Annotated in this window: 28 protein-coding genes and 1 riboswitch; of the genes, 19 read left to right on the forward strand and 9 right to left on the reverse strand. The window is 56.8% G+C overall.

Annotation, left to right across the window (positions count from 1 at the left end):
* Position 1: 1 nt before the first annotated feature.
* Entirely contained in the window at positions 2 to 865 is an 864-nt protein-coding gene (locus ACR0A1_RS00305; protein WP_480865798.1) for a hypothetical protein, read from the reverse strand.
* Between the two features lie 120 nt (positions 866 to 985).
* Between ACR0A1_RS00305 and miaB the strand changes: the two genes are divergently transcribed.
* The 10 genes from miaB to cmk all read left to right on the forward strand — a co-directional run bounded on the left by miaB (position 986) and on the right by cmk (position 11,471).
* A complete protein-coding gene (miaB, locus tag ACR0A1_RS00310; protein WP_480865799.1) occupies positions 986 to 2,305 on the forward strand; it encodes a tRNA (N6-isopentenyl adenosine(37)-C2)-methylthiotransferase MiaB in 1,320 nt (439 codons plus the stop codon).
* A gap of 165 nt (positions 2,306 to 2,470) precedes the next feature.
* Positions 2,471 to 3,235, forward strand: coding sequence for an outer membrane protein (locus tag ACR0A1_RS00315; protein WP_170511305.1), 765 nt, complete (start codon positions 2,471 to 2,473; stop codon positions 3,233 to 3,235).
* A 146-nt stretch (positions 3,236 to 3,381) separates the two neighbouring features.
* Positions 3,382 to 4,404 (forward strand): PhoH family protein, encoded by a 1,023-nt coding sequence (locus ACR0A1_RS00320; protein ID WP_170404555.1) that lies wholly within the window; start codon positions 3,382 to 3,384, stop codon positions 4,402 to 4,404.
* A gap of 41 nt (positions 4,405 to 4,445) precedes the next feature.
* Positions 4,446 to 4,940 (forward strand): rRNA maturation RNase YbeY, encoded by a 495-nt coding sequence (gene ybeY, locus ACR0A1_RS00325; RefSeq protein ID WP_170511310.1) that lies wholly within the window; start codon positions 4,446 to 4,448, stop codon positions 4,938 to 4,940.
* A gap of 36 nt (positions 4,941 to 4,976) precedes the next feature.
* A complete protein-coding gene (locus tag ACR0A1_RS00330) occupies positions 4,977 to 5,861 on the forward strand; it encodes a hemolysin family protein (protein ID WP_170397541.1) in 885 nt (294 codons plus the stop codon).
* Positions 5,858 to 7,390 (forward strand): apolipoprotein N-acyltransferase, encoded by a 1,533-nt coding sequence (lnt, locus tag ACR0A1_RS00335; protein ID WP_480865802.1) that lies wholly within the window; start codon positions 5,858 to 5,860, stop codon positions 7,388 to 7,390. The genes ACR0A1_RS00330 and lnt overlap by 4 nt, the downstream gene beginning before the upstream one ends.
* A 15-nt stretch (positions 7,391 to 7,405) precedes the next feature.
* Positions 7,406 to 7,454, forward strand: a riboswitch (SAM-SAH riboswitch).
* A gap of 5 nt (positions 7,455 to 7,459) precedes the next feature.
* On the forward strand, positions 7,460 to 8,641 hold the full coding sequence (gene metK / locus ACR0A1_RS00340; RefSeq protein WP_223117644.1) for a methionine adenosyltransferase: 1,182 nt from the start codon (positions 7,460 to 7,462) through the stop codon (positions 8,639 to 8,641).
* Positions 8,642 to 8,733: 92 nt separating this feature from the next.
* The gene (trmB, locus tag ACR0A1_RS00345) at positions 8,734 to 9,444 is read left to right on the forward strand and encodes a tRNA (guanosine(46)-N7)-methyltransferase TrmB (RefSeq protein WP_170511316.1); all 711 of its coding nucleotides are present in this window, start codon (positions 8,734 to 8,736) and stop codon (positions 9,442 to 9,444) included.
* A gap of 69 nt (positions 9,445 to 9,513) precedes the next feature.
* Complete coding sequence (gene aroA, locus ACR0A1_RS00350; protein WP_480865804.1) at positions 9,514 to 10,860, forward strand: 3-phosphoshikimate 1-carboxyvinyltransferase; 1,347 nt, start codon at positions 9,514 to 9,516, stop codon at positions 10,858 to 10,860.
* Positions 10,857 to 11,471: a (d)CMP kinase gene (gene cmk / locus ACR0A1_RS00355; RefSeq protein WP_480705644.1), complete on the forward strand. Its 615-nt coding sequence runs from the start codon at positions 10,857 to 10,859 to the stop codon at positions 11,469 to 11,471. The genes aroA and cmk overlap by 4 nt, the downstream gene beginning before the upstream one ends.
* 26 nt (positions 11,472 to 11,497) lie before the next feature.
* Here the strand turns inward: cmk and ACR0A1_RS00360 are convergent, their stop codons facing one another.
* Positions 11,498 to 11,974, reverse strand: coding sequence for a YHS domain-containing (seleno)protein (locus ACR0A1_RS00360; RefSeq protein ID WP_480865806.1), 477 nt, complete (start codon positions 11,972 to 11,974; stop codon positions 11,498 to 11,500).
* A 219-nt stretch (positions 11,975 to 12,193) separates the two neighbouring features.
* Between ACR0A1_RS00360 and ACR0A1_RS00365 the strand changes: the two genes are divergently transcribed.
* The 9 genes from ACR0A1_RS00365 (at position 12,194) to ACR0A1_RS00405 (ending at position 20,575) form a co-directional block, all read left to right on the forward strand.
* Entirely contained in the window at positions 12,194 to 12,730 is a 537-nt protein-coding gene (locus ACR0A1_RS00365; RefSeq protein ID WP_480865808.1) for a hypothetical protein, read from the forward strand.
* A gap of 199 nt (positions 12,731 to 12,929) precedes the next feature.
* Positions 12,930 to 14,615 carry a tryptophan halogenase family protein gene (locus ACR0A1_RS00370; RefSeq protein ID WP_170404526.1) on the forward strand — a complete coding sequence of 562 codons (1,686 nt, stop codon included), beginning with the start codon at positions 12,930 to 12,932 and terminating at the stop codon, positions 14,613 to 14,615.
* Positions 14,616 to 14,951: 336 nt separating this feature from the next.
* Positions 14,952 to 16,628, forward strand: a complete 1,677-nt coding sequence (gene rpsA, locus ACR0A1_RS00375) for a 30S ribosomal protein S1 (RefSeq protein WP_039532111.1) — start codon at positions 14,952 to 14,954, stop codon at positions 16,626 to 16,628.
* 270 nt (positions 16,629 to 16,898) lie between these two features.
* Entirely contained in the window at positions 16,899 to 17,183 is a 285-nt protein-coding gene (gene ihfB, locus ACR0A1_RS00380; protein WP_050603110.1) for an integration host factor subunit beta, read from the forward strand.
* A 7-nt stretch (positions 17,184 to 17,190) separates the two neighbouring features.
* Positions 17,191 to 17,541, forward strand: coding sequence for a lipopolysaccharide assembly protein LapA domain-containing protein (locus tag ACR0A1_RS00385; protein WP_480866849.1), 351 nt, complete (start codon positions 17,191 to 17,193; stop codon positions 17,539 to 17,541).
* Between the two features lie 9 nt (positions 17,542 to 17,550).
* Positions 17,551 to 18,195 (forward strand): phosphoribosylanthranilate isomerase, encoded by a 645-nt coding sequence (locus ACR0A1_RS00390; RefSeq protein WP_480865810.1) that lies wholly within the window; start codon positions 17,551 to 17,553, stop codon positions 18,193 to 18,195.
* Between the two features lie 45 nt (positions 18,196 to 18,240).
* Positions 18,241 to 18,576: a hypothetical protein gene (locus ACR0A1_RS00395; RefSeq protein WP_170397511.1), complete on the forward strand. Its 336-nt coding sequence runs from the start codon at positions 18,241 to 18,243 to the stop codon at positions 18,574 to 18,576.
* A gap of 67 nt (positions 18,577 to 18,643) precedes the next feature.
* Entirely contained in the window at positions 18,644 to 19,891 is a 1,248-nt protein-coding gene (trpB, locus tag ACR0A1_RS00400) for a tryptophan synthase subunit beta (RefSeq protein ID WP_170397508.1), read from the forward strand.
* A 51-nt stretch (positions 19,892 to 19,942) separates the two neighbouring features.
* Positions 19,943 to 20,575, forward strand: coding sequence for a class I SAM-dependent methyltransferase (locus tag ACR0A1_RS00405; RefSeq protein ID WP_170511326.1), 633 nt, complete (start codon positions 19,943 to 19,945; stop codon positions 20,573 to 20,575).
* On the opposite strand, the gene ACR0A1_RS00410 is transcribed toward ACR0A1_RS00405, so the two are convergent.
* The 7 genes from ACR0A1_RS00410 to ACR0A1_RS00440 all read right to left on the reverse strand — a co-directional run bounded on the left by ACR0A1_RS00410 (position 20,572) and on the right by ACR0A1_RS00440 (position 26,606).
* Positions 20,572 to 20,952 (reverse strand): DUF2237 family protein, encoded by a 381-nt coding sequence (locus tag ACR0A1_RS00410; RefSeq protein ID WP_170397502.1) that lies wholly within the window; start codon positions 20,950 to 20,952, stop codon positions 20,572 to 20,574. The genes ACR0A1_RS00405 and ACR0A1_RS00410 overlap by 4 nt on opposite strands.
* A gap of 9 nt (positions 20,953 to 20,961) precedes the next feature.
* Entirely contained in the window at positions 20,962 to 22,125 is a 1,164-nt protein-coding gene (locus tag ACR0A1_RS00415; RefSeq protein ID WP_480865813.1) for a serine hydrolase domain-containing protein, read from the reverse strand.
* Positions 22,126 to 22,197: 72 nt separating this feature from the next.
* A complete protein-coding gene (gene pth, locus ACR0A1_RS00420; RefSeq protein WP_170397497.1) occupies positions 22,198 to 22,881 on the reverse strand; it encodes an aminoacyl-tRNA hydrolase in 684 nt (227 codons plus the stop codon).
* 130 nt (positions 22,882 to 23,011) lie between these two features.
* Complete coding sequence (locus tag ACR0A1_RS00425; RefSeq protein ID WP_170397494.1) at positions 23,012 to 23,665, reverse strand: 50S ribosomal protein L25/general stress protein Ctc; 654 nt, start codon at positions 23,663 to 23,665, stop codon at positions 23,012 to 23,014.
* Positions 23,666 to 23,919: 254 nt separating this feature from the next.
* A complete protein-coding gene (locus ACR0A1_RS00430) occupies positions 23,920 to 25,086 on the reverse strand; it encodes an alpha-hydroxy acid oxidase (protein ID WP_170397492.1) in 1,167 nt (388 codons plus the stop codon).
* A gap of 163 nt (positions 25,087 to 25,249) precedes the next feature.
* Positions 25,250 to 26,041, reverse strand: coding sequence for a tryptophan synthase subunit alpha (trpA, locus tag ACR0A1_RS00435; protein WP_480865816.1), 792 nt, complete (start codon positions 26,039 to 26,041; stop codon positions 25,250 to 25,252).
* Positions 26,042 to 26,120: 79 nt separating this feature from the next.
* The gene (locus ACR0A1_RS00440; RefSeq protein WP_170511462.1) at positions 26,121 to 26,606 is read right to left on the reverse strand and encodes an acyloxyacyl hydrolase; all 486 of its coding nucleotides are present in this window, start codon (positions 26,604 to 26,606) and stop codon (positions 26,121 to 26,123) included.
* Between the last annotated feature and the right edge of the window lie 88 nt (positions 26,607 to 26,694).

The following is a 26,694-nucleotide window of genomic DNA, read 5'->3' on the forward strand; positions in this document are numbered from 1 at the left end:
CCTAGAACCATTGACCCGTTTCGATCAGGCCCAGATCCAGCAGTTGGCGCGAATCCCACTCGAACGGAGTTGAATGGTTCCAGCAGAAGTTGGAGATATCGAACGTCGATCCGGCGTTCGTCTTCAATGCTTTGGCCGCCCGGAACGAACAGATCGCGGCGGTCAGGTTGTTGTGCCACGGGCAGGCGTAGGTGTTGTATTCCGGCTCATTGAAAGTGTGATCAGGCAGAAGTTTCAGATCGGGTTTTGCTTTGAACAGCGAAATCCGATCGATACGGCGCCGTTCATACGGGATATGATCTTCGAACCGCCAGCGCAGACCACCAGACATATCCAGTTGCCGCTCTAGCGGCTTGCCAGATGCGTCATGCCGCGTGTGGGCGTAGTATCCGGTCTTGTCCAGCATTGCGTGATCGGGGGCCACTCCGTTTGGATAGGCCGTCAGATCATTCGCATAAAGATCGATCACATGGGTCAGCATGGCCTGGCGCCGTTCTTCAGAATGGAAGGCCAGTAACTCTCCGACCGAGCGGGTCTCGCAGAAAGGGTAGAACAGATATTCAGAGTTGTAGCAGTAGTATACCCATGCACCCTGAGCCGCCTGAATGATCCGATTGACGGCCTCAAATACGACGGTTCTGGGCGCGCAGGTCATCGTCACTCGATGAACCCTTTCCTCCAGCGCTTCATCCAGCGTGAATTCCTGGGGCAGGAATGTGATCACGGATTTGAACCCCAGCTTCAAATGATGGTGCAGCGTCCCTTCTAGCTCGACATCATCTTCGGCAAATATCAGTGCCACGGGTCCCTTGCTCAGGATCGACCGATCGGAATTCAGAAGGTGATCAAGGGATTCGTACTGCATCGTTGGTTTCGTTGCCGCCTTGCTGGAAATTCCCGCCAAATTCGGGTAATTGCGCCAGCATTGCAAGCGGCGTTCGATACGTATAGACGACGCCGATCCAGCGACTGCAAAGGCCAACCCATGTCTGAACCGAAAAAGCTGTTTATCAAGACCTATGGCTGTCAGATGAACGTCTATGACAGCGAACGCATGGCCGAAGCGCTGGGCGGACAGGGCTATGTCGAGACCAAATCGCCCGATGATGCGGATATGATCCTGCTCAATACGTGCCACATTCGAGAAAAGGCAGCTGAGAAAGTCTATTCCGAACTGGGCCGTTTCAAGGGCCTCAAGGCGGAAAAGCCGGACCTTAAAATCGGTGTCGCGGGTTGCGTCGCTCAGGCCGAAGGCGAGGAAATCATCCGCCGCCAGCCGCTTGTCGATCTGGTGGTGGGGCCGCAAAGCTATCATCGCCTGCCCGAGATGGAGGCGAAGACGCGCGCGGGTGAAAAGGCGCTTGATACCGAGTTCCCCGAAGAAGACAAATTCGAAAAGCTCAAGAACCGCCCCAAGGCCAAGCGCGGACCGACGGCATTTCTGACCGTGCAGGAGGGGTGTGACAAGTTCTGTGCCTTCTGCGTTGTGCCCTATACACGCGGGGCCGAGGTCAGCCGCCCGGCAGATCGCATCCTGCGTGAGGCCCGCGATCTGGTTGAGCGCGGTGTGCGTGAGATCACGCTGCTGGGGCAGAACGTCAATGCCTATCACGGGGCTGGACCGGACGGAGACATGACCCTTGCCGGTCTGATCTGGGAATTGAACAAGGTCGACGGGCTAGAGCGCATACGCTTTACCACCTCGCACCCGAACGACATGGATGATGCGCTGATCGAAGCGCATGGCACCTGTGAGAAGTTGATGCCATATCTGCATTTGCCGGTGCAGTCGGGGTCGGACAAAATTCTGAAGCGGATGAACCGCAGCCATACGGCTGAAAGCTATCTGCGATTGATCGAGCGTATCCGAGAAGCGCGCCCCGATATTCTGATGTCCGGCGATTTCATCGTGGGCTTCCCGGAAGAGACGGAAGAGGATTTTCAGGCCACTCTGGATTTGGTCGAAGAGGTCAAATACGGCTACGCCTATTCCTTCAAATACTCGACGCGACCCGGCACACCTGCAGCAGAACGGCCACAGGTCGAGGCCGAAGTGGCGGATGCACGCCTGCGGCGCTTGCAAGGGTTGATCACGCGCCACCAGCGCGAGATTCAGGACTCGATGGTCGGAAAGACAGTTAATGTCCTGTTTGAAAAGCCTGGGCGGCAACCGGGCCAGATGGTTGGAAAATCCGAGTATCTGCATGCGGTTCACGTCGCTGACGCTGATATCGCGAGCGGCGACTTACGTAAGGTAAGGATAAAATCGTCTGGCGCGAACTCGCTGGGTGGTGCGTTGGTCTGATCCCTTGTGGCTGGCCCGCAAAGGGTTTTCGCCTTGAAATTTAACCCTTGATTTATGGCTTGGAACTATGTTCCGAGGAAGGCTAGATTTTTCTGGGCCGAATTTTGGGTGTCGACAAACGCACCGACCCCGCCTGACGGCCCGCCTTTGCGGAGGGTACGAGTAGTGAGCTGGATACGTTTTCCGAGTGTAAACCTTTCCCGTGTTTTGTCGGCGACTGTCGTGTTTCTATCTTGCGCTGCCCCGACTTTGGCCGGCGATGTCGTCGGGGAAGTCACTGAGCCCGACGTAATCTCGTCTCAGCGTTTCGCGCGCGACGTCAATGCGTTCTATCTGGGGGTCAGCGCCGGACATGCCTCGGGCGGTTCGGACGAGTTTGGCCTGCGCGTGAACGACGGAGACACGTTTGCTGCGGGCGACCTTAAGCCAAGCGGAAATTTCGCAGGTTTTCGCGGTGGCTGGCGCGGCATTCTGCCAGCCAGAGGTGGGCGCGACTATGTGTATGGGCTGGAAGTCGGCTATGACTTTGGCACGCTCGATGACATCACCTCGTCCCGATCCGGTGGGGCAGAGGTCAGCGGCAGATCCGCGATCTCGGATGTATTGTCCATCCGCCTGCGGAACGGGCTTACCAACCGCAGCGGCAGTGTCCTCTATTTCGTGACTGTGGGTTATGTCCGCGGCGATATCACCACGTCAGGCTCACTAACTGATGCAAGCGGGACAAGCCGATTTGAGAGCGAGGACCGCCGACAAGGTTTCTCGGCCAGCTTGGGCGCTGAACACAAACTGAACGAAAATTGGTCGATCACCGGCGAGATCGAGTATCTGCAGTTCGAATCAAAAACGGTCGAACTGGGTCCGTCATTCTCGACCAAATCGACGCCAAGCTATCGCGGACTGCGGATCGGGTTGAACTATACATTCTGATATCCGCGCGATTGGCGTTTAAAGTTGGCTGTTTCAGCGTTCATCGGCGCATTTGTCATGAGGTGTGCAAATTTTGAAACTGCCGCTTGCGTCTACCTCTTCAGTTTGTCTACGCTCAAGGTGAACCGCCAAGACAGGAGAACGGATTGGCCATCGGTGCCCTGACCCCACCGCAAGATGACATGCCCCAGCGTGAGGCGCTTGTTGAATTTCCAGACAACAGATTATTGATCGATTTGTGCGGAGAGTATGACCGCAACTTGACCGATATCGAACAGAAGCTCTCGGTGCAGATTGTGCGACGCGGCAATCAGCTTGTCGTGCTGGGCGACGAGGATTCGCAAAAGCAGGCGATTGAGGTTCTACAGGCCCTCTATACACGGCTCGAAGGTGGGCGTGATGTGGAAGCCGCAGATGTCGACCGCGAGTTGCGCATGGGCAATTCCGAGGTCGGAACTGGCACGCGCGATGGTGACCAGCTTGAGATGTTCAAGGGTGGCACGGTCGAGATCAAGACACGCAAAAAACTGGTCGAGCCGCGCACCGACGCCCAGAAGGCCTATGTGCAGTCGCTGTTCAACAACGAACTGGCCTTTGGCATTGGTCCCGCGGGCACCGGCAAAACCTATCTGGCCGTTGCGGTCGGGGTGTCCATGTTCATTGGCGGGCACGTTGACCGCATCATTCTCAGCCGTCCGGCGGTCGAGGCCGGTGAAAAGCTCGGTTACCTGCCCGGTGACATGAAGGATAAGGTCGATCCCTACATGCAGCCGCTTTATGACGCGCTGAATGATTTCCTGCCCGGAAAGCAACTTGCCAAGCTGATCGAAGAAAAGCGGATCGAGATTGCTCCGCTTGCCTTCATGCGCGGTCGTACGCTGGCAAATGCATTTGTGGTGCTGGACGAGGCGCAGAATGCCACAACGATGCAGATGAAGATGTTCCTGACCCGGCTTGGTGAAGGTAGCCGGATGGTTATTACCGGCGACCGGTCTCAGGTTGATCTGCCGCGCGGTGTGCAGTCGGGTCTCAAGGATGCCGAACGGTTGCTGAAAACGATCCCGAATATCAGCTTCAACTATTTCACCTCGAAAGATGTCGTCCGCCATCCGCTTGTCGCCGCCATTATCGAGGCGTATGAGGCCGATGCGGGGCGCGAAACCGGTTAACTTTCAAGGCGCCGATTGAAGCTGGGCTCGGAGCCAAAGGTATGAATCTGGAAATCACGCTTGAGGATGATCGCTGGCGCGGGCTGGAGCCTTTGGCCACGCGCGCAATTGCTGCTGTTCTTGAGTATTGCGATCTTGAGGCGGATCAATGCGAGATCAGCTTGCTGGGCTGCGATGATGCACGGATCGTTGAGTTGAATGCTGAATTTCGTGAAAAATCCACGCCGACCAACGTCCTCAGCTGGCCTGCCGAAGAACTGGCCCCGGATCGGGCGGGAGACACTCCGCCGGCTCCGCAACCTGACTTTACTGGCGAAATCGTGCTGGGCGACATTGCGATCTCTTATGACACCTGCGCGCGCGAAGCAGCTGAAGCCGGCAAAAGCACCGACGATCACGTGACGCATCTGATCGTTCACGGTACACTACATTTGCTGGGGTATGATCACATTCGTGACCTCGACGCCACTTTGATGGAAAGGGTCGAGGTCGAGATACTTGGCAAACTGGGTATAGATGACCCATATAATGTATGACATGGGCACCTTTGCCCGATCATTTGGAACAGGATAATGGGCGAAACAGACGGCAGTTCTAGGGCGGCGCATGGCGCGCATTCTCAGAACAGCAGCAATGACAGCGACGAGAGAGGCGGGCTTTTTTCTCGACTCATCGACGTATTTTCTTCTCAGGGCGAAGAGACCAGCCAGCTAAACGGGGCAGAGGTCGTCAGCGCTCAGCCAAGGGGCATGATCAACCTGCGCAGAATGCGGGTCGAAGATGTTGCGATCCCAACAGCCGAAATCGTATCGGTCCCCTCGACAACCCCGAAAGACGAACTTGTCCAGATTTTCCGCGACAGCGGCTTGTCACGCATTCCGGTTTACGATGGCACTTTGGATACGCCCTTGGGGTTTGTGCATCTCAGGGACTTTGCGCTGACTCATGGCTTTAACGGCAACTCCTCCGAGTTCGATCTGAGGTCGATGCTGCGGACATTGCTGTTCGTGCCACCATCGATGCCAATTGGCGTTTTGCTGACCAAGATGCAGACAGAACGTCGCCATATGGCTCTGGTGATCGATGAATACGGTGGAGTCGATGGTTTGCTGACTATCGAAGATCTGATTGAACAGGTTGTCGGAGAAATCGCCGACGAACATGATGCCGACGAAGATCAGCTATGGATACAAGAGAAACCCGGCTGCTACGTGGTTCAGGCGCGTGTACCACTTGAAGAGTTCGAGGCCGAGATTGGCCGCTCTCTGACCAGCCACGAAGATGTAGACGAAGAAGAGATCGACACATTGGGCGGTTTGGTCTTCATGCTCTCGGGGCGGGTTCCGGCGCGTGGTGAGGTTGTATGCCACCCCGAAGGGCCCGAGTTCGAGGTCATTGACGCAGACCCGCGCCGCATAAAACGGTTGCGTGTCATGCTGCCGGATATTGTTGCATGAACCCTGCCGAGGGGTGGCCCTTTTGGCTGCGGTTGGTGCTGGCGGCGCTGTTGGGTGTCGCAGCGGCCAGTGGTCAGGCACCATTGGGATATTGGCCAATAAGCTTGCTGTCGCTGGTGCTGATAGCGCCGTTGTATCTGAGCACTGAGACAAATCGCCGAGCGGTTTTGCTGGGTTGGGTCTTCGCAACGGGCTATTTTGCGCACGCATTAAGCTGGATTATCGAGCCGTTTCTGGTTGATGTCCAACGCCATGCGTGGATGGCCCCTTTTGCTCTGATCTTCTTGTCGGGCGGGTTGGCCTTGTTCTGGGCGTTGGCCTTCGGAGTTTCGAAACGCATCGGTGGAGCGCCCGTCTTGCAGGGGGCTTTGCTGTCTGTCACGCTGGCGCTGGTCGAGTTTGCGCGTGGCTACATTCTGACCGGATTTCCTTGGGCAGGCATCGCGCAGATTTGGGTGGATACGTCGTTTGCCCAGACTCTGTCACTTGTCGGCCCTTATGGATTGGGAGCGCTGACACTGCTTGCCGCATTGCCATTGGGCGCAGCCTTGTTCAGCAATCGTACCCGAAGCGGCATCGTTGTACCTATCGCGTTGACCGCAGGCTGTGCGGCCTTGGCTTTGCTCTATGCAGCGAACCGACCTCCTGTCATGCCCTCTGGTCATATCGTGCGGCTGATTCAACCCAATGCACCCCAGCACCAGAAATGGGATCCTGCCTATGCGTCAGTGTTTTTCGCACGCCAACTTGAATTCACAGCGGCCGAGCCCCGCCCGGACCTGATCGTCTGGCCGGAAACCTCGGTCCCGGCATGGCTGGGCAGCGCACAGCCCTATCTTTCAGCCATTGGCGAAGCGGCACAGGGCACCCCGGTGATCCTGGGCATTCAGCGCGCAGATGGGCAGCAGATTTATAACTCGATGATCTATCTAAATGAGGAGGGTCAGCAAGACGGGCTATACGATAAACATCACTTGGTGCCCTTTGGGGAATATGTGCCATTTGGTGAAGTGATGGCAAGGTTCGGCATCTACGGGATGGCCGCAACCACAGGGAATGGCTTTAGCGCGGGACCGGGTGCCGCATTGATGGATGTAGGCGTGCTTGGCAAGGCGCTGCCGCTGATCTGTTACGAGGCGGTTTTCACGCAGGATATTTTATCCGCGCCGGATCGTGCGGATTTTCTTTTGCAGATTACAAACGACGCTTGGTTCGGAACGCGTTCCGGCCCGTATCAGCACCTCGCCCAGGCGCAGATGCGTGCAATCGAACAAGGCCTGCCGATGTTGCGCTCGGCCAATACCGGAGTTTCGGCAATGATTGACCCAGCGGGGCAGATCACCGAGGCGCTGGTGCTTGGGCAGGCGGGGTTTATCGACGCCGAATTGCCGCGCCCACAAACTCCGACCGTTTATTCCCGAATTGGTGATAGTCCGGTATTAGTAGCTCTATTGGTGCTATTCGCGCTGCTATGGCGACACACCCGGCGCGTAAACGACCAAATTCCGATTGACCCTGTCAAACGCTAAGCGTATTCGGTCGCACGCCTGTCACAACGGCTTCCTGACGTGGTGGGGTAAACTTAATGGAGCACATTCATGTCCCGACAGAATTATACTTTTACTTCGGAATCCGTTTCCGAAGGACACCCGGATAAGGTCTGCGATCGTATTTCCGATGCAGTACTAGACGCATTCCTGCGCGAAGAACCCGAGGCCCGCGTTGCCTGCGAAACTTTTGCCACCACGGATCGCGTGGTAATCGGCGGTGAAGTGGGTCTGTCGGATCAGGACAAGTTGCATGATTATATGGCGCATATCGACGATATCGCGCGGGCATGTATCAAAGATATCGGCTACGAGCAGGACAAGTTTCACCACGAAACCGTCGAAGTGACGAACCTGTTGCACGAGCAGTCGGCCCATATCGCGCAAGGCGTGGATGCTGCCGATAACAAAGACGAAGGTGCAGGCGATCAGGGCATCATGTTCGGCTATGCCACGACCGAGACGCCAGCGCTTATGCCTGCACCGATCCAATACTCGCATGCTATCCTTCGCCGTCTCGCTGAAGTTCGCAAAAATGGCAGTGAACCCGCCCTTGGCCCGGATGCAAAATCACAGTTGTCTGTTATCTATCGCGACGGCACGCCAGTCGGTGTCAGCTCTATCGTGCTGTCGACGCAGCACATGGATGAGGCGCTGACCTCGGGTGATATTCGCGCCATTGTCGAGCCCTATATCCGTGAAACCCTCCCTGACGGCTGGCTGACCGCCGAAACCGAATGGCACGTGAATCCCACCGGCAAGTTCGTCATCGGCGGTCCGGATGGTGATGCGGGTCTGACCGGTCGCAAGATCATCGTCGACACTTATGGCGGTGCAGCACCTCACGGTGGTGGCGCATTCTCGGGCAAAGACCCAACCAAAGTGGACCGCTCGGCGGCTTATGCGGCGCGGTATCTGGCTAAAAATGTTGTGGCCGCAGGCATGGCTGAGCGCTGCACCATCCAGCTGAGCTATGCGATTGGTGTATCCAAACCGTTGTCGATCTACGCCGACACGCACGGAACCGGCCAGATTGCAGATGCAGTGATCGAAAGGGCGGTTGGGCAGGTGATGGACCTGACGCCGCGCGGAATTCGCCAACATCTGCAACTCAACAAGCCGATTTATCAGAGGACCGCTGCTTATGGCCACTTTGGTCGTGAACCCGATGCGGACGGCGGATTTAGCTGGGAGCGCACCGATCTGGTGGACGCGTTGAAACAGGCGGTCTGATCAACAATTAGAAAAACGCGCCGGTTTCGGCGCGTTTTTTGCAAGTCGGCGACCACTTGCAACAATTTCAGCCCCGCAGTAAGGGCTGCGCCATGAGTACAAAGACCCCACAACGCCCGCGCAGAAATTTTTATGGCCGCTTTAAGGGCAAAACCCTGAAGCCCAGTCAAAAGACTTATCTGTCGGAAGACCTTGCTGCCTTGTCCCCCGGTGCGGTGGATTGGGACGGTAATCCTGAACGCGATCCGCTCGATCTCGACGGTCTATTCAGAGGCAAGCCTGTCTGGCTTGAGGTCGGCTTTGGCGGCGGTGAGCATTTGGTGCATCAGGCTCAGCAAAACCCGGATATCGGCATCATCGGAGCCGAACCCTATATCAATGGTGTCGCGATGCTGTTGGGTAAAATCCGTCAGGCCGGTGTTGAAAACCTTGCCGTACATCCCGGGGACGCGCGAGACTTGTTCGACGTTTTGCCTGAAGCCAGCATATCGCGCGCTTTTCTGCTCTATCCCGATCCATGGCCCAAAACACGGCATCACCGCCGTCGGTTTGTCACACCTGAACATCTGGAGCCTTTGGCGCGCGCGTTAAAGCCGGGCGCAATTTTTCGCGTTGCAACAGACATCCCTGACTATGTGCGCCAAACGCTGGAAGAGGTGCCGCGGGCGGGCTTCGAATGGCTGGCCGAGCGCCCCGCCGACTGGCGTGAGCCGTGGGATGACTGGATTTCCACGCGCTACGAACAGAAGGCGCTGCGCGAAGGCCGTACACCCCATTACCTGACCTTCCGCCGCAAAGACTGATTGTCGCTGGACCAACCGGCCCCAATTCGCTAATCGGCCTGAGGACTGATAGCGAAAACAGGAGCCCCCATGTCTGGACACGGCACGCCCATCCCGATGACTTCGCAGCCTTGCGGCCCGCTGACAGGCACCGCAGAGGTGCCCGGGGACAAGTCGATCTCGCACCGGTCCCTGATCCTGGGGGCAATGGCTGTGGGAGAAACCAAGATATCGGGCCTGCTGGAAGGCGAGGACGTATTGGACACCGCTAAGGCCATGCGTGCCTTTGGGGCCGAAGTAACGGATCATGGCGGTGGCGAATGGTCGGTGCATGGCGTAGGCGTTGGTGGTTTTTCCGAACCAGATCAGGTAATCGATTGTGGTAATTCGGGCACTGGCGTGCGCCTGATCATGGGGGCGATGGCGACTTCTCCGATCACAGCGACCTTCACCGGAGATGCGAGCCTGAACAAACGTCCGATGGCGCGGGTCACCGATCCGCTGGCGCTGTTCGGAACGCAATCTGTCGGCCGAGACGGTGGACGTCTGCCGATGACCATTGTCGGAGCTGCGGACCCCACCCCGGTGCGCTATGAGGTGCCTGTGCCTTCGGCGCAGGTGAAATCCGCCGTTCTGCTGGCAGGGCTGAACGCTCCCGGCAAGACCATCGTGATCGAGAAGGAAGCGACCCGCGATCATTCCGAACGGATGCTTGCGGGCTTTGGTGCCGAAATCACGGTCGAGGACACGGATGAAGGGCGCGTCATTACGCTGACCGGTCGGCCCGAGCTGAAGCCACAAGTCATCGCCGTGCCGCGCGACCCGTCCAGTGCGGCCTTCCCCGTCTGTGCCGCACTGATCACACCGGGCTCGGACGTGTTGGTCCCCGGTATCGGCCTGAACCCGACCCGCGCAGGCCTGTTCACCACGCTGCGCGAAATGGGTGCCGATCTGACCTACGAAAACGAGCGCGAAGAGGGGGGTGAACCGGTTGCCGATCTGCGTGCAAAATACTCGCCCAACATGAAGGGGATCAACGTCCCGCCCGAACGCGCGGCGTCGATGATCGATGAATACCCGGTGCTGTCTGTTGTGGCCGCAAATGCGACCGGCACAACAATGATGGGCGGCGTGAAAGAGCTGCGCGTCAAGGAAAGTGACCGGATCGACGCAATGGCCCGTGGCCTGCGCGCCAACGGTGTGACCGTGGACGAGGGTGACGAATGGTGGTCAGTCGACGGGCGCGGCATCGGCGGTGTGCCCGGTGGTGGGACCTGCGAAAGCTTCTTGGACCACCGCATTGCCATGTCGTTCATGGTCATGGGGATGGGGGCTAAAAAGGCGGTTTCGGTGGATGACGGCGGACCGATCGCAACGTCGTTCCCGATTTTTGAGCCTTTGATGGCCGCGCTCGGTGCCAAGGTCGAGCGTACATGAGATTCACCGTAGCTATCGACGGCCCTGCGGCGGCGGGCAAGGGGACGATTTCCAAGGGCGTTGCCGCGCATTTCGGGTTTGCGCATCTGGATACCGGTCTTCTCTATCGCGCGGTGGGGCGTCGTATGCTGCAAGGTGACGAACCGGTTGCAGCGGCAGGGTCCCTGACAGCAGAAGAATTGCAGCAGGGTGATCTGCGTACGGCTGAGATCGCACAGGCGGCCTCGAAAGTTGCGGTCATTCCTGAAGTCCGAAGCGCACTCGTCGATTTTCAGCGGGGGTTTGCCCGTCGCGCCGGAGGCGCCGTGCTGGACGGGCGCGATATTGGAACCGTGATTTGCCCAGACGCTGAGGTCAAACTGTTTGTCACCGCCAGCCCCGAAGTCCGGGCGGAACGGCGATATCTTGAGCTTTCGGCCAAAGGTGCGGACGTGTCACGCGAACAGGTGCTCGCGGATGTCAAAGAGCGTGACGCACGTGACGCGGATCGCAGCACCGCACCGATGAAACCTGCAGATGACGCCGTGCAGCTTGATACGTCAAACCTGAGCATTGAGGCCGCGCTGGCACGGGCGCTCGAAACAATTGAACAGAACCTGCCCGCAGCCTGAAGTGGATGCGGACAGGTGTCCGTTAACTACAATTCACCAACTGCGATGCTCTTGATGTTGGTCCACTGGTCATCTGCGGTTTTAGCGGTGCCGGTGACGTCTTTCAGGAAAGCAGCGCGGGTATCAGCATTCAGGAACAGATACAGCTTGCCGTCTGCGATCAGGTACTGATCCGGGTCGCCGTCGAACTTTTTGCCAACCGACACCCCGAACGAACAATAGCCACCGTGCTGGGGCAAGTAAGCCGCCGGATTGGCCTCGAACGCTTCAAGGTTTTCCGCGCTGGTGAAGTAATAGGATGCGCCGTCATAAGTCGCCGAATGATTGGCGAAGCCTTCGACCGGATTGCCATTGTTGACAAGCGCGACCAGATCGACGCCATGGGCTGCCAGGGGTGCACCAGCCGCCGACAGGCCTTTGGAGACGTTGATTTCGTCTACGGCAAAAGCCGGAGCTGCCAGGGCCAGAGTTGCGGCTAATGCAGTAAGTGCGAGCGATTTCATAGTAGGGGTCCTTTCCCTTTTTGGTTCAAGGCTCGGGTCCGCCCCAAGCCGATGTAACTAAGTTAGAAAAGGTTCTTCGGACGGGTAATCGCAGATAGGTCATGAGATTTTGCAGATCGTCCAAAGATCAGAGCGTTTTGCAAAAACTGTTCACATAGCTTTGTTTGGCCACCTCTCCGATGGCCGCCTAAGCTTGTTGGACAACCGTAGGAGTGGCCCATGATCAGACTAGCCCTGTTTTTGTTCTTTCTTGCAGGTAGCGTAGCTGCGCAGCAATCAGACGCGCCGGTGCCCGAGGCCGAACCTCCGATGACTTACGAGCGTCTGGGAAAAATCATCTTTGCGCTAGATCCCGAGGCGCAACCGATCGGGCCGGGGTTTGAGTTGACGATATCTGATGTGACGGTGCTGGTTGTCACCGATACCAATGCTGACCGCATGCGGGCGATGGTCGCGATCGGCAGTGCTGCGGATTTGTCGCCAGCCGATTTGCAACGGATGATGCAGGCAAATTTCGACAGCACGCTGGATGCGCGCTATGCGATCGCAAATGGCACCTTATGGGCTGCGTTCATTCACCCGCTTTCGCTGTTGCAAAGGGATCAGTTGATCTCGGGTCTGGCCCAGACTGTGAATATCGCCAACACCTATGGCACATTGTACACCGGTGGCGCGGCGGAATTCGGAGGGGGCGACAGCCATGATCTGCAGCGTGAGCTGATCGAAGAACTTCTGAAGAAGGGTGAGAAAATCTGACACTTGTCCAAAGTAGGCGCAAAGCCTGAATTCTGATGACGAATATGCCTGCGACCATGGGTGTCATAGGCTCTAGCTGGATGCTTGAAAGCTGTTATAGTCTTCCCACAGCTAAATAAGGGAAAGCTGCTGTTAATCCCCAACACTCAAAAAAAGGGGGAGGCAGCTACAAAATCCCAAGCCAACAGGGACAAAAAATATGAATAATCGTTTGCGTAAGATCACCATCGTGGGTGGTGGTACGGCTGGTTGGATGACTGCGCTCATCCTGGACATGGTGTTCTCCCGCACGTCAGCACCCAAGGATCGCCCACGCATTTGCTTGATCGAAAGCCCCAACATCTCGACTGTGGGTGTCGGTGAAGCGACCGTGCCGCGTATGCCGGTCACGCTCCGTCAGGCGGGCATCTCAGAGCGGGATTTCTTCCGCGAAACCAACGCATCGTTCAAGTTGGGAGTTAAGTTCTGCAATTGGAACAACGACGCCAAGGGCAATCGGATCGACTACGTAAACCCGTTTGCCCATGGTCAATTGCTGGAGGGGTTGGAGGCTGCCGAGTATTTTCTGCGTTTTGGTAACGGGGATCGGGATTTCACGCAGTCAATCTCACCGCATGATGATCTGGCCCGGTTGTGCAAGGGTGCGCGTCCTTTGGGTGCACCTGAATTCGAGCAGCGGTTTGGCTATGCTTATCATCTGGATGCCGTGAAGTTTGCGGGCATGCTAACAAAGGTCTGCGCCAAGCGAGGCGTAGAGCATATTCAAGACGAAGTGCAATCGGTCGAATTGGACGAGCAGGGCAATGTCAGTCACCTGATGTTAGAGCGCAAGGGACGCCATGACATTGAGATGGTCATAGATTGCACCGGCTTCCGGGGATTGATCATCAATCAAGCGCTGGGCGAGCCGTTCATGGACTATTCGGACTATCTGCCCAACGACCGCGCCATGGCCTTGCAGATCGAGCACCCTAACCCCGAAAAGATCGAAAGCGTTACACGCTCGACCGCGCTTGGTGCGGGTTGGACGTGGCGTGTGCCGCTCTACAATCGTGTAGGTACGGGATATGTGTATTCATCCGCGCATCGGACCGATGATCAGGCGGCGGACGAATATCTTGAGTGGTTGGGCGACAGCGGCAAGGGGCTGACACCGCGCGTGATCCCCATGCGTGTTGGTCGTGTCCGCAATGCCTGGGTTAAGAACTGCTTGGCGATCGGTTTGTCTGGTGGATTTATCGAACCGCTTGAAAGTACCGCGATCCACATGATCGATCACGCGATCCGCTGGTTTGCCGAGCATCTGCCGACCCGCGATATCGAGCCCGCGCTGCGCAACCGATATAACCGGCAGATGAACAAGCTTTATGACGAGGTACTGGATTTTATCTGCCTGCACTACCGATTGGGTAACCGCACCGATGATCAATATTGGATCGACGCCCGCACCGAGATGAAGATTCCGGATCGGTTGGCCGAGAACCTTGAGCTGTGGCAGCATCGTCTGCCGATGGAACACGATATCGAGTTTGCGACGCTGTTCAATTTCCGCGTCTATCAGACGGTTCTTCTGGGCAAACAGGTGTATGATACGGGGTATGGCGAAGGTATCCGTGATCGTCTGCGACCGCTGAAGAAACCGATTTGGTTCCAGTGGTGGAAGGGGGCAAAAATGGACCTTGCGCAGATCCTCAAGACCATGCCGGATCACAAAACCCTGCTGAGAGATATCCGGGGCGAGTTGGAGAAGCCTGCCTTTGGCAAGGCCGCAATGGGGCAGCCGACTGTCGCAATGCCGGGCGCGAAACCGGCACCCGTGGTGATCGAGAACATGCCAAACCTCGCTGAGATTCAAAGCGGCAAGAAGGATCTGCAACTGTTCTAGCGCCGCATGGTATCATTCGGCAGAACTGACAAAGAAGGCCGGGGATCGGATCGCGTTTGCTTCGATGCCCGGACCTGATGTTCGGATTTTGTGGGATTGGCCAGTGTTTAAGGGCTTTGCTCTTGCACATGACACGGAATCCGCCTATACGCGCGCTGTCTGAACAAGGGCGGTTAACGTCCGGATGACGTATCTGAGCAGGGCCGGGAAACCTCGGCCCTTTGTGTTTGTTAGCTCGGGCGCGTTCTGGATCACGCATTCAGGCATCATGAAACAAGACCGGCGGAGACAACCGCTCGGCCAGCAAAAACGTTATGTAAAGGAAAACAACGCCACATGGCTAACGCATCCATGGAGGAATTCGAAGCCCTCCTGAATGAAAGCTTCGAAATGGACACGCCCGAAGAGGGTTCTGTTGTCAAAGGCAAGGTTCTGGCGATCGAAGCCGGCCAAGCCATCATCGACGTAGGCTACAAAATGGAAGGCCGCGTTGATCTGAAAGAATTCGCAAATCCCGGCGAAGCCCCTGAAATCGCTGTAGGCGACGAGGTCGAAGTGTACCTGCGCGCCGCAGAAAACGCCCGCGGCGAAGCCGTCATCTCGCGCGAGATGGCCCGCCGTGAAGAGGCATGGGACCGTCTGGAAAAAGCATATGCCGACGACCAGCGCGTCGAAGGTGCAATCTTTGGTCGCGTCAAAGGTGGCTTCACCGTCGATCTGGGTGGCGCAGTTGCCTTCCTGCCCGGCTCGCAGGTTGACGTTCGCCCCGTGCGCGACGCTGGCCCGCTGATGGGTCTGAAGCAGCCGTTCCAGATTCTGAAAATGGACCGCCGCCGTGGCAACATCGTTGTTTCGCGTCGCGCCATCCTGGAAGAATCGCGTGCCGAACAGCGTGCCGAAGTCATCGGCAACCTGTCCGAAGGTCAGACCGTCGAGGGTGTCGTCAAAAACATCACCGAATACGGTGCATTCGTTGATCTGGGCGGCGTTGACGGCCTGCTGCACGTCACCGACATGGCATGGCGCCGTGTGAACCACCCGTCCGAGATCCTGACGATCGGCGAAACCATCAAGGTTCAGGTCATCAAGATCAACAAAGAGACCCACCGCATCAGCCTGGGCATGAAGCAGCTGCAGGAAGATCCGTGGGATCTGGTTGCTGCGAAATACCCGCTGGGCTCGGTCCATCAGGGTCGCGTCACCAACATCACCGACTACGGCGCGTTCGTCGAGCTGGAAGCTGGTGTCGAAGGTCTGGTGCACGTATCCGAGATGTCCTGGACCAAGAAAAACGTCCACCCCGGCAAGATCGTTTCGACCAGCCAGGAAGTCGACGTCATGGTTCTGGAAATCGACGGCGCCAAGCGTCGCGTGTCTCTGGGCCTGAAGCAGACTCAGCGCAACCCATGGGAAGTGTTTGCAGAAACACACCCCGAGGGCACCGAGGTCGAAGGCGAAGTCAAGAACATCACCGAATTCGGTCTGTTCATTGGCCTCGAAGGCGACATCGACGGCATGGTTCACCTGTCCGACCTGTCCTGGGACGAGCGTGGCGAAGATGCGATCCAGAACTACCGCAAAGGCGACATGGTTTCGGCCGTCGTCTCGGAAGTTGACGTTGAGAAAGAGCGTATCTCGCTGTCGATCAAAGCCCTGGGCGGTGACAAGTTCGCTGAAGCCGTGGGCGGCGTGAAGCGTGGTTCGGTCATCACCGTCGAAGTGACCGCGATCGAAGATGGCGGCATCGAGGTCGAGTACGAAGGCATGAAGTCGTTCATCCGTCGTTCGGACCTGTCGCGTGACCGTGCTGAGCAGCGCCCCGAGCGTTTCTCGGTCGGCGACAAGGTCGACGTCCGCGTCACCAACGTCGACAGCAAGACCCGTCGTCTGGGCCTGTCGATCAAGGCACGCGAGATCGCCGAAGAGAAAGAGGCCGTGGAACAGTACGGTTCTTCCGACTCGGGCGCGTCGCTGGGCGATATCCTGGGTGCAGCACTGAAGTCGGGCGACTAAGTCCGGGGCGTATCCCAAACATGAAATTCGGCCTCGCACCATGGTGCGGGGCCGTTTTTGTTGCGAATCAATATCTTCCAAATAGTCGGCTTAATTTGCCTATCGTTCGCGCATGAAGTGTGGAAATCAGGCCAACGGGCAAAAATTCGCGTGAGATTGTCGCAAAATGCCGCCTTTGCTGGCAGAGTATCCGTTCCCCCGATCCGGGTTTTTTCCTATACTGTCAGAACTATAGGCTTGTCACATCGTCCGCCTGGGAGGGTATTGCGTATGATCCGTTCAGAATTGATTCAAAAAATTGCCGACGAAAACCCGCATCTCTATCAACGCGACGTCGAGCGGATCGTGAATACCGTTTTTGAAGAAGTGACCGACGCCATGGCACGCGGCGACCGTGTCGAGCTGCGCGGTTTCGGCGCGTTTTCGGTGAAAAAGCGTGACGCACGTGTCGGCCGCAATCCTCGCACCGGTGAGACTGTGCAGGTTGAAGAAAAATGTGTTCCATTTTTCAAAACTGGCAAGTTGCTAAGGGACCGTTTGAACGGTAAAGCCTAGCCTCATGATGCGCTACATTCGTTATGCTTTTCTGGCTGCATTGGGGATCGTTCTGGTCTCGGTTTCGCTGGCCAATCGCCAAATTATTGAACTTAAGCTTATGCCGGATGCTTTGTCCGAGTTGCTGGGGTTCAACCTGTCAACCTCCTTGCCGCTGTTTCTGGTCGTGCTGGGTGGGGTTGTTGCCGGCCTGGTCATCGGCTTCCTGTGGGAATGGCTGCGCGAGCATAAGCACCGCAAGGATGTGACCGTGAAGCAAGGCGAAGTGCGCAAGCTTGAGCGTGAAGTTAAGAAGCTCAAGAAAAAGCAGAATGAAGGTCAGGATGATGTTCTGGCCATTCTGGATGAGGCAAGCTGAGGCCCTACGATGCCCGCTGATATCCGAGTTAAAATCTGCGGCCTGACCGCCCCTGACCACGTGCGCGCTGCTGTGGATGCGGGCGCGGGATATGTTGGCTTCGTGTTTTTCCCCAAATCCCCGCGGCATGTTGAGCCCCAGTCAGCTGCGACATTGGCACAGCAGGTGCCTGCGGGCGTCGCCAAGGTGGCGCTGACAGTGAATGCGACGGACGAGGATTTGGACCACATTCTTTCGATCGTGCCTCTGGATATGTTGCAACTGCATGGCAAAGAAAGTCCTGAGCGTGTGCAGCAAGTGCGAGACCACTTCGGCCTGCCAGTAATGAAGGCCATTGGTGTGGCCGAGGCCGAAGACCTCGCGGCCATCGATCTCTATTCAGATGTGGCGGATCAGCTGTTGATCGACGCAAAGCCACCGCGAAACGCGGAGCTGCCTGGTGGTAACGGTTTGTCTTTTGATTGGCGCCTGCTGGCAGGTCGTAAATACTGGCGTAGGCCATGGATGCTGGCCGGAGGTCTGACCCCTGACAATGTCGCAGAAGCGGTGCGAATGACCGGCGCACAGCAGGTGGATGTCTCATCCGGCGTCGAAAGCTCTCCGGGTGTCAAAGATGCCGGGCTGATCCGCGCCTTTATCGACGCGGCAAGTTGATCTGATAAGCACGAAACTGCGTATCTCCTCAAAATGGGGGAGAGCATGCTGGCAGTGATCGGCGGAGTTTCACTTAAACGATGGTATCACGGGCCCGAGTTCTTCTGGCGCGCTCATCAATCCTTGCGGCAGGCACGCGGTGACGCGCTGTGCCTGCATGCCGAGGTATTTGTGCGTCAAGGCTGTTATTTTTCATACACAGTCTGGCATGATGTCGAAGCTATGCTGACATTCGCACATTCCGGCCCTCATCGCCGTGTAGTACGCGCGTCGACCCGTCTGGCAGATATCAATGTGTTCTGTCAATTTCCCTGCATTGCTGTTCCAAGTCGAGTTCAGGCACTTCAGGTATGGGAACAGCGCGCTCAGGCGGCGGAATGATACGTTTTGCGATGGCAAATCACTCCATCACCTCCTATGAACATCGGGTACGACGAGGGAGACTTCCATGGCCAACGATCTTTTTAATTCCTTCATGTCCGGCCCCGATGAACAAGGCCGCTTTGGCATCTTCGGCGGGCGCTTTGTCAGCGAAACGCTGATGCCGCTGATCCTGTCACTGGAAGAGGAATATGACAAAGCCAAGGATGACCCCACATTTTGGGCCGAGATGGACGATCTGTGGGCAAACTACGTGGGTCGCCCTTCGCCGCTCTACTACGCGGAACGCCTGACCGAACATCTGGGCGGCGCAAAGATTTACTTGAAGCGTGACGAACTGAACCACACCGGCGCGCATAAGATCAACAATGTGCTGGGCCAGATCATTCTGGCGCGGCGCATGGGAAAGACCCGGATCATCGCCGAGACCGGGGCAGGGCAGCACGGCGTGGCCACCGCCACCGTCTGCGCCAAGTTCGGCCTGAAGTGCATTGTCTACATGGGTGCCCATGACGTTCAGCGTCAGGCCCCGAACGTGTTCCGTATGCGCCTGCTGGGAGCCGAAGTGATTCCGGTGACATCCGGCAGGGGTACGCTGAAAGATGCGATGAATGACGCTCTGCGCGACTGGGTGACCAATGTGCGCGATACCTTTTACTGCATCGGCACCGTTGCTGGCCCGCATCCTTACCCGGCGATGGTGCGCGACTTTCAGTCGATCATCGGCAAGGAAGCCAAGGAACAGATGCAAAAGGCCGAGGGCCGTTTGCCCGACACCATCATCGCCGCCATCGGAGGTGGTTCGAATGCGATGGGCCTGTTCTACCCGTTCCTCGACGACAAGGATGTGAATATCATCGGTGTTGAAGCGGGCGGCAAGGGCGTGAACGAGAAGATGGAGCATTGCGCCTCATTGACCGGAGGTCGTCCGGGCGTGCTGCACGGCAACCGCACTTATCTGCTGCAGGATGATGACGGGCAGATTCTCGAAGGCTATTCGATCTCGGCCGGTCTGGACTATCCTGGCATTGGCCCCGAGCATTCCTGGCTGCACGACATCGGTCGCGCCAACTATGTCTCGATCACGGATAAAGAAGCGCTTGAAGCGTTCCAGTTGTGCTGCGCCACCGAAGGTATCATCCCTGCGCTGGAGCCCTGCCATGCGCTGGCGCATGTTATGAAAATCGCGCCGGAATTGCCCAAGGACCACCTGATCTGCATGAATATGTGTGGCCGGGGGGATAAGGATGTGCAGACCGTCGCACGGTACCTGAACTTTGATATGTCGGATACCGAAGGTCGCGCAGCGGACTGATCAGGCCCAACAGGCTTTGCGCCTTTGAGGAACTGTGCCAGTTTGCATTGCATGTGCAGTGTTTCCTCAAAGGCCGGACCCGACCGACTTGACCAGAAATACGATCAGGCCGCCCCGGGCTGGGCAGACAAGATGCGTCTGCTGGGGTATTTCGATGCCTATCTGGGTTTTCTATCCTCGGACCCGCAGGTCGAATTGGGCCGTAACGCACTGGATATCGGGTGCGGTACGGGAGCCTTTGCCGAAGCACGCGCCGTGATCCGGCGCGAAGGGCATGTGACGCTTTTGGAACCTTCGGCCCGAATGCTGCAACTGGCAGGGTCAGCGTTGCAACGGCGCGGTGGAAACGCCGAGACTGTCCAATCGCGCTTGGAAGAGTTCCATCCGGCATCCCGTTTTGACTGCCTGTTGGCTGCGCATGTTCTGGAGCATTGCGTTGATCCGACAGATGCTTTGCGCCGCATGCGCGATCTGGCTGAACCGGGTGCAACGCTTTGGTTGGTTGTCAGCAAGCCACATTGGTGTAATGTGATCATCTGGTTCCAATGGCGGCACCGAACCTATCGACCGGATATTGTGGCGGAGATGCTCGCGCGTTCGGGCTGGGATCTGCAGGCCGAGCATGGCTTTCCAACCGGGCCGCCGTCGCGCACGTCTCGCGGATATCGGGCGATCGCCATCTAGTGCTCGTCTTCAGCGCGCTGCATTTTTAGAATATGGAGAGGTACGATATCTAGCGCCCTCTGGTGCGTGGCTTCAAGGTGCACCTTGGGCGCGCATCCCTCGTCATGGGCTTGCAAAAAGCGCCCCGCACACAAGCACCAGCGATCACCAGGCTTGAGCCCAGGAAAATCGAATTCAGGCCGGGGTGTGCTCAGGTCATTTCCGACATATTTCGAATATGCCAGAAACTCTGCCGTCATCACGGCGCAGACCGTATGGCTTCCCTGATCCTCGGGGCAGGTGTTGCAGGCGCCGTCGCGAAAGAAACCGGTTAATGGTTTGCGCGAGCAAGGCGCGAGCACGCCGCCCAGAACATTGATGCTGTCTTGCTTCTGCATGATGGTATCTTACAGGCTTCGCGCAATTTTGCGGAACATTTCTATGTTCTGCTCACCGACACCGGGATCGCGGAACTTTCGGTCTGCGCCCGTCGTGACAATCAGAACACCACGTGGCTGGTCGAAGTAAATGTACTGCCCATACACGCCCCGCGCCATGAATTCACCTTCATGGGCACCGATCGGAATCCACCATTGATAGCCATACCCTATCTTGCCCGGTTCGGTCGGTGCGCTTGGCCAAGTAGCGGCGTCGATCCAATCCGCGGGTACAATCTGCAGTCCATCGCGTTCGCCATCCTGCAAAATCAACTGCCCGAACCGGGCAAAATCGCGCGTTGTGAAGTTGAGACCACCCAGAACAAATGCAACGCCTGCTCCATCGGTGATGTAGTAGCCTTCTCGCTCCAATCCCAGCGGTGTGATCACTTTCTCGGTCAGTAACTCTGCAACGCTGCGCCCTGTTGCCCCCCGGATGACCATTCCGATCACATGAGTATCGATCGACACATATTGCCATGTTTCACCCGGCGCGACGAAACTGTCCTTCAACGAAGCCGCGAAGTCGTCCAACTCACCTCCCAGCGCCACGACGCGGCCCATGCGATTGATGTCGGAATTATAGTCCAGATAATCCTCGTCGAAGGTCACGCCGCTGGCCATGTTCAACACGTTGCGGATCGTGGCGGTCTCATAGGCGCTGCCCTTGAGGTCAGGTGCGTATTGCACAACCGGATCGTCGAGCGAGTTGATCGCGCCTTCATCCAGCAAAATACCGAACAAGGCAGACAGATAGCTTTTAGCAATTGACCACGAGATCCTGCGATCATCCGGCCCGGTGTCCAGATAGTATTCTTCGAAACGAATTTCTCCGTCCTGCATCACCAACAGGGATGTTACCGAGCGATCTTCTATCCACTGGTCTGTTCCAACGGGAAGATCGAAGCCAGGCCCATACGGCAGCTCCCAGGTCGGGCCATTGCCACGCGGCAGAGTGACCGTCAGAAAGGCTTCGTCCATATGCGAAAAGTTGTGGACGATCTTTTCTTCTGAAAACAGCGAATTCACCGCCATCAGGCGCTGGATTTCCTCGCGTTTCCAAAATCCGACAACCGCCGCTGCCAATGCTAAGGTCAACAGGATACGCAGCAGCCATCTGAGCGCTGTTTTCATTCGACAACTCCCTTTTCCTCTGACATTGGACTTTGGCCTGAGGCTTTGCGCAAGCGCAACGTTGCGGAATGATTATCTGAATTTATCCAGCAGCTTTTGCATGGCCGAACGCTCATCGGGCGCTGAAACGGCTTCGGCGGCAGCTTTGGGGGGCGTATCAGGTTTAGTGGGCTGCTTCGATGATCTAGGCGGAGCAGTGCGCAGGGCAACGGCATTCATGAATTTCCCGCTTTCGTCATCGGCAAGATAGGTGGCACCGTCCGAGACGCCGCGCAGCACGTCATCCAGCCAGTCCGCATCCGCCTTTGCAAAGTCGCTTAGAACATAAGGCGAGACCATTTCTTTGCGGCCCGGATGACCGATACCCAGCCGCACGCGATCATAGGCCGGGCTGATATGGTCGTGGATCGACCGCAACCCGTTATGGCCTGCGTGGCCACCGCCTGCCTTAACGCGCACTTTACCGGGTGCCAAGTCCAGCTCATCATGAAAGACGGTCACGTCCGTCGAGTCGAGCTTGTAGAAGCGCATTGCCTCTCCTACTGACTGGCCAGAGCGGTTCATGAAGGTTTGCGGCTTGACCAGCAGCACTTTTTGGCCGCCTAGACGTCCTTCGGCAATTTCAGCCTGGAACTTGGACTTCCACGGACCAAAGTTGTGATCTTCGGCAATTCGCTCCAACGCCATGAAGCCGATATTGTGCCGGTTGCGAGCGTATTTTGATCCCGGATTTCCCAAACCGACAAACAGTTTCATCGCTTTGTCCCTTACAGTCTCGCGTCGTTATCTCATTGCATGGATCAGGGGATGTTTTCCAGCCCCGTACACGCAAAAGAAAACGGGGCCCCAGATGGCGCCCCGTTTCAAATCTGGATTTGATCCGGATTTATTCTTCTTCCTGGCCGATGACTTCAACTTCATCTGCAGCCACTTCTTCCTCATCACCCTCTTCGTCGTCGCTGGTCGACAGACCGGTGGGGGCCGAGACGTTGGCGATCACGAAGTCACGATCGATGGTGGGCTTGGTGCCTTCGGGCAGCACAACCGAAGAGATGGTGACAACGTCGTTGATTTCCATGCCGGTCAGATCAACGGTGATCTTCTCAGGAATGTCACCAGCGGTGCAGAGCAGTTCAACCTCGGGGCGGACAACGGTCAGAACGCCACCCTTTTTGATGCCGGGGGCTTCTTCTTCGTTGATGAATTCAACGGGGATGAACAGTGCGATCTTGGTGGTCCGACGCAGGCGCATCAGGTCCAGGTGGGTCGGCAGGTCTTTGACAACGTCACGCTGCACGTCGCGGCAGATGACGCGCACGTCTTCGTGACCTTCGACTTTCAGGTTCCACAGGGTCGACTTGAACCGGCCTGCTTTCAGGCGCTTGAACAGTACGTTGAACGGGATCTGGATCGGCAGCGGCTCTTTGTCGCCACCAAAAACAATGCCCGGAACCATGCCATCGCGGCGTGCTTGACGAGCGGCGCCCTTGCCTGTCCCCGTCCGTTCCAGAGCTACGAGATCAGGAATCTCTCCAGCCATGATAATTCTCCAATGTTAGGGCGGGCATCCTCCAAGGCTGTATGCCCGCGTGAAGCCGCGTCCTTAGCTTGATTCAGTTGGTTTGGAAAGGGCTTTTTGTAGCCCGAGAAATTTTGCGAGGCTCTGCCTCGCGCTCCGAGGTATTTACGGCCAGATGAAGGACAGATCCTCTGCTTCATCTGGCTGCAAGTACCTTGAACGAGACGCTCAATGGGCGGCCATGCGGCGTCTCCATCTACGTGGGAGGCGTAGGATCAAGCCTGCCAGCGACCGCCAAAGTCTTCGGGGACTAGAAGATTGTGGCGCCCAAGATCGGCTACGTTACGTTCACCGCAAAGTGCCATCGTTGTATCGAGCTCTTTCTGGATCACTTCCAATGCCGTTGTCACGCCTTTCTGACCCATTGCACCTAGCCCATAGACAAAGGCGCGACCAATAAAGGTGCCTTTGGCCCCAAGCGCCAGAGCTTTCAGCACGTCTTGCCCTGAACGGATGCCGCTATCCAGATGCACTTCGACATCACTGCCGACGGCATCCATGATCTCGGGCAGAACCCGGATCGAACTGAGCGCGCCATCCAGCTGCCGTCCACCATGGTTTGAGACAACAATTGCATCTGCGCCCAGCTTGGCAGCCATTTTGGCATCCTCGGCATCGAGTATGCCCTTAAGGATCACCTTGCCGCCCCATTGTTCCATCAGCTTCTCGACTTTGCCCCAGTCGAGGCTGGGATCGAATTGCTCGGCGGTCCATGTGCCGAGCGAGCGTGTATCTGTGATGCTATCGACATGACCGACGATATTCCCGAATTCTCGGCGCTTGGCACCTAGCATCTCGATGCCCCAGGCCCATTTCGTCATCAGGTTGGCGATGGTTTTGGGGGTCAGCTTTGGCGGCGCAGATAGGCCATTTTTCAGGTCCTTGTGTCGTTGGCCAAGGATTTGCAGATCAAGCGTAATGACAAGGGCCGAGCATTTCGCATCCTTCGCGCGCTGGATAAGTCGCCCGACATAGTCCTGATCTTTCATGGTGTAGAGCTGAAACCAGAAAGGGGCCGAAGTGTTTTCAGCGACATCTTCGATCGAATTGATCGACATGGTCGACAGTGTGAAGGGTACACCAAAGGCTTCGGCGGCTTTGGCCGCTTTGATCTCGCCATCCGCGTGTTGCATTCCTGTCAGACCTACCGGAGCCAATGCAACGGGCATGGATACATCCTGCCCGATCATCTGCGATGCGGTCGAGCGCCCTGTCATGTCTACGGCGACCCGTTGGCGCAGGCGGATATCTTCGAAATCCGACGTATTCTCGCGGAAGGTTTGTTCGGTCCAGCTGCCGCTTTCTGCATAGTCAAAAAACATGCGCGGAACGCGACGCTCATAGATCCGTTTGAGGTCTTCGATATTGGTAATGACTGGCATTGATCAGGCTCTCGCAGGATTGGTTAAGTTTCTTTACCAATTATTTTGAAACACTGCAATGCCCGCTTTCTGCGGTTGGTTGCCGCGTGGCCAAAACTAAAAACACCGCAGTAGGCGGCGCGCCTGCTGCGGTGAAGAACCATCTGAAAATGGAAAGAAATTGTTAGGCGGAGTGTGCGCCATCTGACAGTGTTTTGACAAAATCCAGAACCTCGGTCACCGGTTTTCCGGAACCGATCTGGCTGACAATGGCAGATCCAACTACCGCGCCATCGGATACACTCGCGATGTTTCGAGACTTTTCTGGCGTATTGATCCCGAAACCGACGATCACGGGCAAATCAGTTGCAGCTTTGATCCGAGCGACCTCGGGCCCAACATCGGTTGCCTGCGCTTCGGCAGCACCGGTTATGCCGGTAATCGATACATAATACACAAAGCCGGATGTGTTTTGCAGTACGCGAGGCAAGCGTTGGTCATCGGTCGTCGGCGTCGCCAAGCGGATGAAGTTCAGCCCGGCAGCTTGCGCGGGCAGACAAAGCTCTTCGTCCTCTTCGGGGGGCAGGTCGACGACAATCAGCCCGTCGATCCCCGCTGATTTTGCATCTGCCAGGAATTTCTCGACACCTCGGCTGTAGATCGGATTGTAATATCCCATCAGCACGATCGGTGTGGTGTCATCGGATTCACGAAAGGCGCGGGCCAAATCCAGAGTGCGTTGCAATGTCATTCCACTATCCAACGCCCGTTGGCCAGCAGCCTGAATGGTCGGGCCATCGGCCATCGGATCGGTAAAGGGCAGGCCCAACTCGATGACGTCGACACCTGCGCCGGGCAAACCCTTCACGACCTCCAGCGATGTGTCATAGTCGGGATCCCCGGCCATGACATAAGCTACAAATGCCTTTTTGCCCTGTTCCTTCAGGGCGGCGAATTTGGCGTCGATACGGGTCATCGGAAGTCCTTGCACTCGGGTTTGGACCTGATGTGCAGAAACTTTCGCTGAAAATCAATCCCGCTTGGTGGGCTTCCGATCAGAAGGCGTAATGGTATCTCAGCAAAAGTGCATTTACACCTGGGTTGTCTTCCTGCGTGCTGGCGTTGGATATATGAGTGATAGCGGCAGACAGTTTGTTGCCGCTTTCCAGCGTATAGCCAAGGCCCAGTAAGCTGCGTATCTGAAAACTGCCGCCCAGATCATTCAGTTCGTTGGATTCACTATAGTATCCCGGCATGACACTGCCCTCGATGAACCAACGGTCCGCAAAAGTGTAAAGCCCGATCAGGCCCGCGCCAACATGCGTGTCACCGTCGGTATCAACAGACAGGGCCGCACCCCAGGTGGCGCTGAAACGGGTCGCTTCGTAGAAAGAGCGATGCTGGTATTCCAGCGAAACAATCGCCTGATCTTCGCTCTCAGCGCTGGAATAATCTGCGTAGCCTGCTCCGAAAATGATGGATTGGGCCTGTGCTGCAGTAGCGGCTGTCAGCGCAAAAGCCAGAATAACAAGGGATTTCATTTTTACCTACTATGTCCGTCGTTCGTTGGTATTGGTTTTATTGAGGAATGTAGGTGCATGTTTTCAATGGACGCAAGAACACAAATCG

Source organism: Ruegeria sp. D6 (genome assembly GCF_056534365.1).